Origin of the sequence: Streptomyces sp. NPDC048411, from assembly GCF_040704695.1 — a bacterium.
GTDB lineage: Bacteria > Actinomycetota > Actinomycetes > Streptomycetales > Streptomycetaceae > Streptomyces.
Genome location: NZ_JBEZKL010000185.1, coordinates 1 through 11116 on the forward strand (window position 1 = coordinate 1; position 11116 = coordinate 11116).

General features: G+C 70.4%; 12 protein-coding genes and 1 pseudogene. 5 read left to right on the plus strand and 8 right to left on the minus strand.

What is annotated here, in order from left to right; genetic code table 11:
* The coding region (locus tag AB0915_RS35715) for a DDE-type integrase/transposase/recombinase (protein ID WP_366695037.1) at positions 1 to 249 on the plus strand (249 nt) is incomplete at its 5' end.
* A gap of 297 nt (positions 250 to 546) precedes the next feature.
* Here the strand turns inward: AB0915_RS35715 and AB0915_RS35720 are convergent.
* The gene (locus AB0915_RS35720; RefSeq protein ID WP_366695039.1) at positions 547 to 876 is read right to left on the minus strand and encodes a hypothetical protein; all 330 of its coding nucleotides are present in this window, start codon (positions 874 to 876) and stop codon (positions 547 to 549) included.
* 104 nt (positions 877 to 980) lie between these two features.
* Here AB0915_RS35720 and AB0915_RS35725 point away from each other — a divergent pair.
* Positions 981 to 1136 (plus strand): annotated as a pseudogene (locus tag AB0915_RS35725) (L-serine ammonia-lyase, iron-sulfur-dependent, subunit alpha); the annotation flags it as partial.
* 153 nt (positions 1137 to 1289) lie between these two features.
* Here AB0915_RS35725 and AB0915_RS35730 read toward each other — a convergent pair.
* Genes AB0915_RS35730 through AB0915_RS35760 form a run of 7 tightly spaced genes read right to left on the minus strand, consistent with a single transcriptional unit; the run spans position 1290 to position 7283 of the window.
* A complete protein-coding gene (locus AB0915_RS35730) occupies positions 1290 to 1715 on the minus strand; it encodes an HtaA domain-containing protein (protein WP_366695041.1) in 426 nt (141 codons plus the stop codon).
* A gap of 8 nt (positions 1716 to 1723) precedes the next feature.
* Positions 1724 to 2923 (minus strand): FAD-dependent oxidoreductase, encoded by a 1200-nt coding sequence (locus tag AB0915_RS35735; RefSeq protein WP_366695043.1) that lies wholly within the window; start codon positions 2921 to 2923, stop codon positions 1724 to 1726.
* The gene (locus AB0915_RS35740; protein ID WP_366695045.1) at positions 2920 to 3132 is read right to left on the minus strand and encodes a ferredoxin; all 213 of its coding nucleotides are present in this window, start codon (positions 3130 to 3132) and stop codon (positions 2920 to 2922) included. Before AB0915_RS35740 ends, AB0915_RS35735 begins: the two co-directional genes overlap by 4 nt.
* Positions 3133 to 3148: 16 nt before the next feature.
* Positions 3149 to 4414: a cytochrome P450 gene (locus AB0915_RS35745; protein ID WP_366695047.1), complete on the minus strand. Its 1266-nt coding sequence runs from the start codon at positions 4412 to 4414 to the stop codon at positions 3149 to 3151.
* 42 nt (positions 4415 to 4456) lie between these two features.
* Positions 4457 to 5869: an aldehyde dehydrogenase family protein gene (locus AB0915_RS35750; RefSeq protein ID WP_366695049.1), complete on the minus strand. Its 1413-nt coding sequence runs from the start codon at positions 5867 to 5869 to the stop codon at positions 4457 to 4459.
* Positions 5866 to 6972, minus strand: a complete 1107-nt coding sequence (locus AB0915_RS35755; protein WP_366695051.1) for an NAD(P)-dependent alcohol dehydrogenase — start codon at positions 6970 to 6972, stop codon at positions 5866 to 5868. The genes AB0915_RS35750 and AB0915_RS35755 overlap by 4 nt, the downstream gene beginning before the upstream one ends.
* The gene (locus AB0915_RS35760) at positions 6969 to 7283 is read right to left on the minus strand and encodes a hypothetical protein (protein ID WP_366695053.1); all 315 of its coding nucleotides are present in this window, start codon (positions 7281 to 7283) and stop codon (positions 6969 to 6971) included. The genes AB0915_RS35755 and AB0915_RS35760 overlap by 4 nt, the downstream gene beginning before the upstream one ends.
* A 232-nt stretch (positions 7284 to 7515) precedes the next feature.
* On the opposite strand from AB0915_RS35760, the gene AB0915_RS35765 reads away from it, so the two are divergent.
* The 3 genes from AB0915_RS35765 to AB0915_RS35775 all read left to right on the plus strand — a co-directional run bounded on the left by AB0915_RS35765 (position 7516) and on the right by AB0915_RS35775 (position 10989).
* Positions 7516 to 8199 (plus strand): hypothetical protein, encoded by a 684-nt coding sequence (locus tag AB0915_RS35765; protein ID WP_366695055.1) that lies wholly within the window; start codon positions 7516 to 7518, stop codon positions 8197 to 8199.
* Between the two features lie 90 nt (positions 8200 to 8289).
* Positions 8290 to 9405, plus strand: coding sequence for an oxygenase MpaB family protein (locus AB0915_RS35770; RefSeq protein ID WP_366695057.1), 1116 nt, complete (start codon positions 8290 to 8292; stop codon positions 9403 to 9405).
* A 120-nt stretch (positions 9406 to 9525) separates the two neighbouring features.
* A complete protein-coding gene (locus AB0915_RS35775) occupies positions 9526 to 10989 on the plus strand; it encodes an aldehyde dehydrogenase (RefSeq protein WP_366695059.1) in 1464 nt (487 codons plus the stop codon).
* Positions 10990 to 11116: the final 127 nt, after the last annotated feature.

Genomic DNA, 11116 nt, shown 5'->3' on the forward strand with positions numbered 1-11116 from the left:
TCGCACAAGGGCTTGAACAACCGGGCGGAGAACTCCCACCAGCCCACCCGCCAGCGCGAACGCGCGATGAAGGGCTTCCGCTCACCCCGCGGAGCACAGAAATACCTGTCGGTGTTCAGTCAGGTCTCACCGCACTTCCGACCCCGGCGCCACCTGCTCACCGCCACCGGATACCGCACCGAGATGCACCACCGCTTCGAGACCTGGAATGAGATCACCGGCACCATCGCCATGCCCAACACGGCCTGACCCACAGGCGGAAACCGGGGCTGCCACACCCCGACACACCCTCAACGCCGTGATCACCACTTTGGGAGCGAGGTTGGGCGGTTGCTGGCGTGAGCTGCGCACATCTGCCTTGGCGTAGGTCCTCGCGTCTGCACCGTTGTTGCTGCCGAGTCACCGTGAGTCCCCGCCCGTTCTGGCACGAGAGTGGCACGGCCCCGCGGTGGTGGTGAGGTAGCCAGCTCTTGTCGCCCCCGGGGCGCGCCCTTTACCGTGCCCCCGAGGGCCTCGCGCCGGGCACGCCGGTGAGCATGACCGGCCTCACCACCCGCAGTCGATGTCGACCAATCCCCCACGGACGACCGGATCGGTGCTCGTACCGCTGATCCGCAGAAGACCGCCGCCCCGCCCCCAGTCCAACTCGTACGTGCCCGCATCGACGGGCCGGTAACCATCGTCGACCGTCCAGGATGCCGACTCGCCCAGGGCCAGGCCGGTGCGCCCCACCGCGTACGCCTCGCCATTGCCGATCACGAGAAAGGACGTCTCCCGCACCACGGCCGTGCAGCCTCCCGGCCCCGCAGGGCGCAGAACGTGGTACTCCGCGTCCGAGATCAGGTCGTCCACCGCTCCCCATGCAGTACCAAGCATCACCGTGACGATCAGCAACCTGCTCGCCAGCCATGCCGACGTGGCTCGCTTCCGCGGGAGGCTCGAAGCACCCGCCAGGCGGCCCACCCGGGTGAGGGCCCATCGTCACCGCGGCCCGCATGGCCCTCCGCGGCGACGGCCGCCATCACGTCTCCCTGGACAAGGTCATCAAGACGATGAAGGAGACCGGCGCCGACATGAAGGTCAAATACAAGGAGACCGCCCGCGGCGGACTCGCGGTCAACGTCATCGAATGCTGACGGGATAAGTCCTGACCTGCGGTTTCGAGTCTTTCAGTGCTGGTCAGGCCCTTCCCTGCCTGCGGCTCCCACAGCGTCGCCGCAGGTGGAACGCGTCCACCGCTTTGATCACACCATGGGAGCAGCCTGTCGCGCCGATGCCCTCTGGGATCGTCAGTGGGATCGGAGGAGGTCGACGGGCGCCAGGGCAGTGCCGGCGGGGTAGCGGAAGTCGAACGCCACGATTGCTTCCGGGGTCAGCTCGGCGCTGTTGTCCGGGTGGACGACGGCGAACGGCAGGCGTCGGCCCTCGGAGTTCATGGCGTGTGTGCCGCGGACCGAGAGCGTGCCGTTCGAGCTGAGCCAGGGCTCGCTGATGTCGAGCGCCAGTGCGCCCGCGTGTGCCTCGAAGCGGACCCCTCCGGCGAATCTCGCCTGCCCGTCGTCGACGGAAAGCAGGGGGAACCGGAAGCACCCGTCTGCCGTTTCCACCGCCGGTGGGGCGACGGTGACGTGTCCGCCCACAGCCCGGACGTAGGTGACGAAGGAGTCGAGGACGCCCCGGACGAGGTCGCCCTCCACCGCTCCTGGCTCGGGCATCCGGGCGGTCACGACGGCCGGCCCCGGTTCAGGAGTTCACCGACGTGCTGCCGGGTGCCCTGCCCCGCGATGAGGCGCCGGAGCTTCATGGTCTTGCGAGGCTCGTTGAGCGTGGCCGCACCGACCAGGCGTTCACCGTGCCAGACGGCCGCGGTGAACCGGTCGGCGTCGGGCGCACCGGATACGAACTCGACGTCGTCACCGGGGATTCCCACGAACTGGATGCGCTGGCCGTACCAGTCGCTCCAGAAGTACGGGACCGTCCGGTAGGGGCTCAGTGCCCCGGGCGTGACGGCGTTGGCACCGGCGTGCGCGCCCTGGGCCGCGGCGTTCGTCCAGTTCTCCAGCCGCATGGCGGAGTCGAGGTCGGCATTGGGCCAGTGCGCGACGTCACCGGCCGCGAAGACTCCGGGAAGCGACGTGCGCAGGTACGCGTCGCACACGATGCCGCGGTCCTTCGGGTGCAGCTCGATGCCGGACCCCTCCAGCCACCCGGTGGCGGGAGCCGCGCCCACGCCGACCACCACCACGTCCGCGGGCAGGACCTCGCCGGTCGTCAGTCGTGCGCCCTCGACGCGGTCGTGCCCGAGATACCGCTCGACCGTCGCTGCCAGGCGCAGTGGCGTGCCGTTGCGCGCGTGCAGCGATGCGAGGGCCTGCCCGATGTCGGTGCCGACCGCCCGGACCAGTGGTACGGGCGCGGCGTCGACGATGGTCGGCAGGGCGCCGAGAGCACGGGCGGAGGAGGCGACCTCGGAGCCGATGAAGCCGGCGCCCAGGACGAGTATCCGGACGCCTGGGTGCAGTCGTGCGCGCAGCGCCTGGGCATCCTCGATCGTGCGGAGCGTGAGGATGCCGTCGAGTGAGGGGAGGCCGGGGGGAAACTGCGGCGTCACTCCGGTGGCGACGATCAGACTGTCGTACGGGACGTCGCCGGCGGAGGTGCGCAGGATCTTCGCGGCCGGGTCGAGCCCGGTCGCCGTCACGCCCAGGCGTGCGTCGACCCGCAGTGCGCGCAGTCCTTCGGGGGACTGCAGGTGCTCGATCGGCTCGCCCGAAACGAGATGCGCCTTGGAGAGGGCGGGGCGGTCGTAGGCGAGGTGGTGTTCCGCGCCTACGAGGTGAATGTCTCCGGTGAAGCCGGCCCTGCGCGCGGACTCGACCGCGCGCAGGCCGGCGAGGGAGCTTCCGACGACGACCAGGCTCACTGGTCGTCCCGCGGGACGAGGGAGAGGGCGGAGGCGGGGCATGCCTGCACCGCGTCGTCGATCCCGGCGCGGATGTCCGGGGTGACGAGGTCGTCGTGCACGATCAGGGTGCCGTCGTCGTCGACCTCGAATCTCTCGGGGAAGATCGACTCGCAGATGCCGATGCCGGTGCAGCGGTTGCGGTCGACGACGATGCGTCGGGGGGTCATGTGCTGGTGCTCCCGTTCAGCCGGTGACGACCGGCAGGTGCCGGTAGCCGTTGATGAAGTCGCTCTTGAGGCGTTCCGGCTCGCCCACCTGGATGTCGGGGAGCCTGGTGAGGATCTCCTTGAACAGCGCGCGCAGCTGGGATTTGGCGACGGCGTTGCCCAGGCAGTAGTGCACTCCGCCACCGCCGAAGCCGACGTGCGGGCTGCGGGCGCGGGAAAGGTCGAATCGGCGCGGGTCCTCGAACACCGACTCGTCGCGGTTGCCGGAGGCGTAGAAGATGCCGACCTTGTCGCCGGCGTGGATGTGCCGGCCGCCCAGTTCCAGGTCCTGCGTCGCGGTGCGCGCGAAGGCGATGACCGGTGAGGCGTGCCGGACGAACTCTTCGGTGGCGCCGGCGATTCGGCCCTCGAAGTCCGCCAGAAGCCAGGCCTTCTGGTCGGGGTTCTCGGCGAGCTGGATCAAGGTGTGGGTCGTGGTCTGCTTGGTGGTGTCGTTGCCCGCGACGCTGAGCAGGACCATCGTGCTCAGGATCGCCCAGTCGTCGAAGTCCACGCCTTCGACGTCGGCGTGGACGATCGCCGACATGATGTCGTCGCGGGGGTTCTTCCGGCGTTCTTCGGCCAGGGGGAAGCCGATCTCGCTGAGCGTTCCGAACACCTCGCCGAGCAGGTCGTTGAAGTCGACGCCTTCTGGGAGGGCGAGCGGGTCCTGGAGGAGGATGATCCGGTCGCCGGCCTCGGCGAACGTCTCGACCTGGTGCTCGGGGATCCCGATGAGGTCGGCCACGGTCATCATGGGCAGTTTCGCGGCGACCTCGGTGACGAAGTCGATGCTGCCCGCGCCGGTGACCCGGTCGACGATCTGCCGGGCTCGGGCCTCGATCCGGGCGCTCAGCCTGGCGACCGCCTTGGGGGTGAACGCCGAGCTGATGACCTTCCGGTAGGCGGTGTGAACCGGCGGGTCCATGTCGAGGATGACCGACCGGTTGCCGGTGTCGGCCTGGTAGGGGTGGAGCGCGGTGCCTCCGAGAGCTGAGCTGAACAGCTCGTGGTGCTGGCTCACATACGTGATGTCCTCGGCCTTCATCACGGCCCAGAAGCCGGCCTGCCCGTGCTCCTCGGCGGAGAGGCTGGCCTCGATCGGCGGGTGCCAGCTGACCGGCGCCTCGGCGCGCAGCCTGCGGAAGGTGTCGTCGCGCTCGTCCGGCGACTTCGACCAGAACTCCTTGCTGGAGATGTCGAGGTGGGTCGTCGGCTCGTGCGTGCGGGCGAACAGTTCCACGGTGTTTCTCCGTCGCTTCCTCGTGGGTGGGGTGGATCGCGGTCAGTTCGCGCCGGTGGCGGGGGTGCGGAGCGCCTGCTCCTTCTCGGCGGTGTAGGGCGCCCAGCCGAACCGCGCGAGGCCCGGCCCGTCGAGCTTGTGCAGTACGGCCCGCTCGTGGCTGAACACCCGGAGGGTGCGCTCGCCGTGGTAGGCGCCCATCCCGCTGGCGCCGACCCCGCCGAACGGCAGGCCCTCGACTCCGGCGTGCACCATCGTGGCGTTGACGGTGAGCCCGCCGGACGCGGTGCGTTCGAGGAAGGCGGTCCGGGTGGTGTCTCGCCCGGTGAAGCAGTAGAGGGCGAGCGGCTTGTCGCGGCTGTTGATAAGCGCGATCGCCTCGTCGGCGTCGGAGACGGTGATGATCGGGAGGACGGGTCCGAAGATCTCCTCGGCCATCACGGGGTCGTCGAGGCTCACGTCCCGGAGCACGGTCGGGGCGACGTAGCGTTCGTCGCGGTCGACCTGTCCTCCGATGACCGGGGTCCCCGATCCACAGAGGCGTGCGAGGCGATCGACGTGACGGGCGTTGACGATGCGTCCGTAGTCGGCCGATGCCCGCGGATCGGCGCCGTACATCGCCGCGATGCTGCGCTCGAGGGCGTCGACTAGGGGTTCGACGGCGGCCGGCGTCGCGAGTACGTAGTCCGGGGCGATGCAGGTCTGGCCCGCGTTGAGGAGCTTGCCCCAGGCCAGCCAGGCGGCGGCTTCGTCGATGTCGGCCGACTCGTCGATCCAGACGGGCGACTTACCTCCGAGCTCCAGGGTGACCGGTGTCAGGTGCTTCGCCGCCGCAGCCATGACGATCTTCGCGACGGTGCCGTTGCCCGTGTAGAAGATGTGGTCCCAGGCGGCTGTGAGCAGTTCCGTGGTCTCCTCGACCGCCCCTTCGACCAAGCGGATCGCGCGGGAGTCGAGGTAGGCCGGGAACAGCTTCGCCATCAGGCGGGACGTCTGCGGCGCGAGTTCGCTGGGCTTGACGACGACGGCGTTCCCGGCGGCGATCGCCCCCACGAGCGGCATCAGGAGCAGATGGACCGGATAGTTCCACGGCGCGATGATCAGGACGGTCCCGAGAGGCTGGAGGACGGTCGAGGCGGTGGCGGGATGCAGGTAGCCCGGTGCCGGTACCTCCTGCGGTGCGAGCCAGTTCTCGAGGTTTGCCAGCGTCAGGGCGATCTCGGAGCGGACCGACCCGATCTCGATGGTGTGCGTCTCCAGCGGGTGCTTGCCCAGATCGGACTTCAGCGCCGTCTCGATCGCCGGTCCGTTCTCCGCGAGAAGGCGGTCGAGCGCGGTCAGCTGCTCGCGGCGCCACGCCGGCGCAGTGGTGCGGCCGGTCGCGAAGGCCTCCCGCGCTTCGCGCGCGGCAGCGGCGGGGGAGCTGTCGGTGGGGGAACTGTCGGTGGTGGTCATCGTTTGTCTCCGTTCATCAGCAGGACGGGCTTGATCGCGGAGCCCGCTGCCGAAGCCGCCTCCGCCTGGTTGACGTCCGCGAACGGGAACGTCGTGATGAGGCGGTCGAACGGGAACAGTCCGCGCTGCCACAAGGAGATGAGTTCCGGGATGAACACGTGCGGGTTCGAGTTGCCCATGTAGGCGTAGGAGACCGACTTCCCGGCCAGGGACGTCGGGGCCAGGGTGAGCGGTTCGAAGCCGGCTCCGACCAGCACCGCGAGCCCGGGGCGGCCGATCACTTCGGTCGCGGCGGCCATGACCTCCCCGCGCGATGTCGTGTCGAGGGAGCAGTCGAAGGGCCCTTCGTCGCCGACGACCTCACCGGCGAGGTCGTCCACGGCCGCCGGGTCGACGACCCGGTCGGCGCCGAGTTCGAGCGCGAGCGCGCGGCGGTCGGCGTGGACGTCGACCGCGACGATCCGGCCGGCGCCGGAGGCCTTGGCGGCCATGACGGCGGCGAGTCCCACGGCGCCTGCCCCGAACACGGCGACGGAGTCACCGGGGCGCAGCCGCATGACGTTGATCACGCATCCCGCGCCCGTCATGATCCCGCAGCCGAGCGGGCCGACGAGCTCGAGATCGACGTCGTCGGGCAGCTTGACCGCGTTGCGCTCGTTGGCGAGCGCGTATCCGGCGAACGACGACTGGCCGAACCAGCGGTTGGCGACGTCCTCGCCGTCGGTGAGTCGGGCCGATGCCCGGGACTCCGCGCCGAAGCCGCCGAAGTTGAGCAGTTCGAATCCGGTGCAGTGGTAGGGCCGGCCGCCGTGACAGGCCGGGCAGGCGCCGCACGAGTCGAAGGTCAGTACGACGTGGTCGCCGGGCCGCAGGCTCGACACCGCCGACCCGACGGCCTCGACCACGCCGGCTCCCTCGTGCCCCAGGATGACGGGGAAGTTCCCGATCGCACGGGCGACGCTGTCGGTGTGGCACATTCCCGTCGCCACCACGCGCACGAGCACCTGGTGCGCGGCGGGTGCTTCGAGGGTGACCGTGTCGAGGTCGAACCGCCCTTCCCCGGAGCGCAGTACGGCCGCGAGCGTGTCGGTGGTGGCGCTCACGCCGTACCCTCCTCGGACGCACGGGATCCCTTGAGCTTGGAGGCCGGGAAGAAGCCGGCCTTGACGGTTCCCGAGAGGTCGTCGCCCTCCGCGCGCAGCTTCCAGACCACGGTGGCCTTGATGGGCGTGTCGATCGGCAGGGTGAAGTTCGCGGTGTCCTCGGTCAGGACGAGGCCCTGGACCTCGCTGCGGCCTTCCGGGGAGTCCAGGATGCCCATGGGCGGCTCGCCGCCCTTGAGGGTGATCGTGAGGTTCTGCTTGCCGAACGGAGTGTTCATCTCCGCCGACCATGTCCCGGTGATGCCTGGCATGGGCGGCTCTCCTTTGAGCGGGTGCGCGAATCTGGTCGAACCCCGCAGCGCTTCTGAGCTGCTCGGGGGTGGGTGAGGAGTCGTGGCGCCCTCGGCTGCCGACAGGGCAGCGCGCCGATGCGATTCCGGCGGACATCCGCCTCGCTGTTCCCGAGCGGGAACTGAGTGGCAGCGTAGGCTTGCCGACGAGGAACGTCAACAGTGGTGTTCCGACCGCAGAGAGAGAAGGTCCATGGCCACTCGACCGAGCGCCGACGCCAAGCGCCGCCCGCAGGGGATGAAGGCCGGCTTGGATCTCCCCCAGATCCTCAGGGCCGCGTCCTCGATCCCGCCGGACGACCTGACCATGCAGGCGGTGGCCGACCGGCTCGGTGTCGACCGCAAGGCCGTGAACCACCACGTGCCGGACCGCGCGTCCCTGCTGCGCCTGGTCGCGGTCGACGCGTTCGCGCGGAACTTCGCGCCGGTCTCGATTCCACCCGAGTGCGACTGGCGCGAGGCGAGCCGGATCTACGGACGCGGCATCGCGACGGCCGTGGCCGCGCTCGGCCCCCTGGCCGGCCACGTACGGGTCAGCAGGTCCGTCGACGCGCTCCTGCTGGCGGCCACGGAGGCGCTGCTGGCGAAGTTCGTCGAGGGCGGCTTCGACCTGGAGACCGGCCTGAGGGCGGTGGCGATGCTCAGTGAGATGTGCGACGCGTACGGGCAAGGGGTCGCCGGCATGGAGCGGGACGGCGGCGGCATGCGCGACCTGTGGCTGCGCGAGGTGCTGCGCGAGCACCCGGAGGAGCGCCCCCGCTACCTGCTCGAGGCCGCCCAGTCCGTGGTGAGCACCTACGACGCGCGCCAGCTCGAGCTCTCCATCGAGGTCTTCATCCACGGCTTCGAGGGGATCGCCTCCGCCGGCCGTCCTTGACTGTGGCTCGAGAGCCTCCTAGCCTCGCCGCACCGCGCTCTTCCCGCCCGGGAACTATGCATGGTGCGATAAGGACAAGGGAGTCCGATCATGAGCACGACCGACACCGGGGCTCAGCCCACGTTCGACGACGTCAAGGACAACGTCCTGACCGCGGAACGCCTCCTGGGCAGCGAGCGGCGGTGGCGCCGCCTCGGTGAGCCCGTCCCCGCCGGAAGCACCCTCAACGAGGACGGCAGCCGCGACTACGGGCTCTTCGGCCCGGGCAGCGTGACCTGGGAGGTGCTGCTGCACCCCGCGACGATCGTCTTCGAGACCGTCGCGCAGGCGACGCTCCAGCTGCTCTACAAGCCGATCCCCGCAGGGATCCGCGACGAGGACCCGATCTCGCGCAAGGCCAGGGCGGGCACCTACACCGTCTTCGACGGCTTCGAGCGGGCGCAGCGCAACTCCGGGATGCACGCGCCCATGTGGCTCGGGAACACCGAGACCGCGACGCGGATGGCCGCCCACCTGGGCCGCGTCCACCGGCACGTCAAGGGGGACATCATCGATGTCGCCACCCCCGAGCTGGGTGGCTACGCGGCGGCCGAACCCCGGGACGCGATGTGGGCGGCGATCACCGAACTGCACTCGATCCTGTGGATGTACGAGCGGTTCGCGTACCACGGGGACGAGGGCCCCCGGCCGCTGACCGAGGCCCAACGCGACCAGTACGTCCGGGAGATGGGCGCCTACCTGCGCCTGGTCGGAGCGGCCGAGGACGAGATCCCGGGCTCGATGGCGGAGCTCGACGCGCTCTACGACACGTACGGAAACCTCTTCGGCACGAGCGAAACCATCAACGTCCACCCGGAGACCGGCCAGGACATGCACGAGGTCATGGCCGAGTGCATGCGCCGGAACTGGCACCCCTCGCACCAACTCGCCGTCGACGTCCTGGAGGAGGTCTACCAGCAGTTCGTGACCCAGATCCTGGCCGCCTTCCCGGAGCGCATACAGATCAAGGCGGGCCTCGACGAAGCGCGGCGCGCGGAGGCGGCGCGGCTGCTGGAGGACTCCCAGGACCTGATCCGCAGGATGCAACTGCCCGAGAACGAGCGGCGCATCATGCGGATGATGTGGGGCCCGGACGGCGTGGCCCTCATCGCCAACGCGCGCGACCTCCACCAGCAGGCCCTCCGCGAGCGCGCCGGTGAGAGCTGATCGAAGCCCGCCTCTCCACCGTCAGGCCCACCAGGGGCGCCCGAACCGAGAGCACCGGCGCATGCCGCGGGTGCTCCAGAGCGGAGGAGCACCATGCCGCCTCACGACCATGTCCCCCCGATGCCTGTCGCACACCCCGACCGGTTCTTCATCGACGGCCGATGGGCCACCCCGGCAACGGGTTCGATGTTCGACGTGATCGATCCCGCCACCGAACAGCTCTACTTCCGCGCGGCCGAGGCGAGGACCGCCGACATGTCCCGCGCGGTCGAGGCCGCCCGCCGCGCCTTCGACGAAGGACCGTGGCCCCGCCTCAGCCATGCCCAGCGCGCGGCGTACCTGCGGGCGATGGCCGAGGGCGTCAGAGCCCGCGGCGGCGACGCCGCACAGATCTGGCCGCGCGAGTCCGGGGTCCTGTTCTCCATCGCCGCCGGCGTGGGGCGCGGCGCGGCGGCCCAGTTCGACCTCTATGCCGACCTGGCAGACACGTTCGTGTTCGAGGAGGCGGTGAGACCGACCATGGGCGGCGAGCACGGGGTGCTGGTGCGTGAGCCCGTGGGCGTCGTCGGGGCGATCGTCCCGTGGAACGCACCGTTGGGGCAGATCGCAGGCAAGGTGGCGCCCGCCCTTCTCGCCGGATGCACCGTGGTGGTCAAGCAGGCACCCGAGGCCCCCGGCCTCGGGTACATCATCGCCGAGGTCGCCGAGCAGGTCGGTCTGCCGCCCGGCGTGCTCAACCTCGTGACCGCCGATCGCGAGGTCTCCGAACAGCTGGTGCGGGACCCGCGCGTCGACAAGATCTCCTTCACCGGCTCCACCGCCGCAGGCCGGCGCATCTCGTCGCTGTGCGGCGAGCGCGTGGCCCGCGTCAGCCTCGAACTGGGGGGCAAGTCGGCGGCGGTGATCCTCGACGACTACTCCCTGGAGAAGGCGGCAGCCACCATCGCCGCGGCCGAGACCCTGCTGACGGGGCAGGTGTGCACCTCGCTCACCCGCATCGTCGTTCCGCGCAGGCGTCACGACGAGTTCGCCGCCGCGCTGGCAGTCGCGTTCGGCGCTGTGACGGTCGGCGATCCCTTCGACGAGCGGAGCCAGATGGGCCCCCTGGCCACCAGGCGCCAGCGCGACCGGGTCGAAGGTTACATCGCCAAGGGGGTGGCCGAGGGAGCGAGGCTGGTCACCGGCGGCGGTCGGCCTACCCACCTCGACCGGGGCTGGTACGTGGAGCCGACGGTGTTCGCGGACGTCGACAACGGGTCGACGATCGCGCGCGAGGAGATCTTCGGGCCGGTCCTGAGCGTCATCCCGGCCGCCGACGAACACGACGCCGTCGCGATCGCCAACGACACCGTCTACGGCCTCAACGCCTCCGTGTTCACCCATGACGTGGAGCGGGCGGTCGAGGTCTCGCGCCTTCTGCGTTCGGGCACCGTCGGTCACAATGCCTTCCGCTCCGACAACGGCGTCTCGTTCGGTGGCTTCAAGCAGTCCGGGATCGGACGGGAGGGCCGGTTCGAGGGCCTGCTCCCGTACCTCGAATCCAAGCTGGTGATCCTGGACGGCCCGGCGCCCTCCCGCGGGTAGGGGCGCCGAACCCGCCGCGGGGGCGGGGCGGACCGCCGGCGGGGCCCCCCCCCCCCCCGATCCACCCCGTGGCGTGGCGGCGGGTTCAACGCGCCAACCGGGGCGCGGCCGGGCCGGAACGACCCGC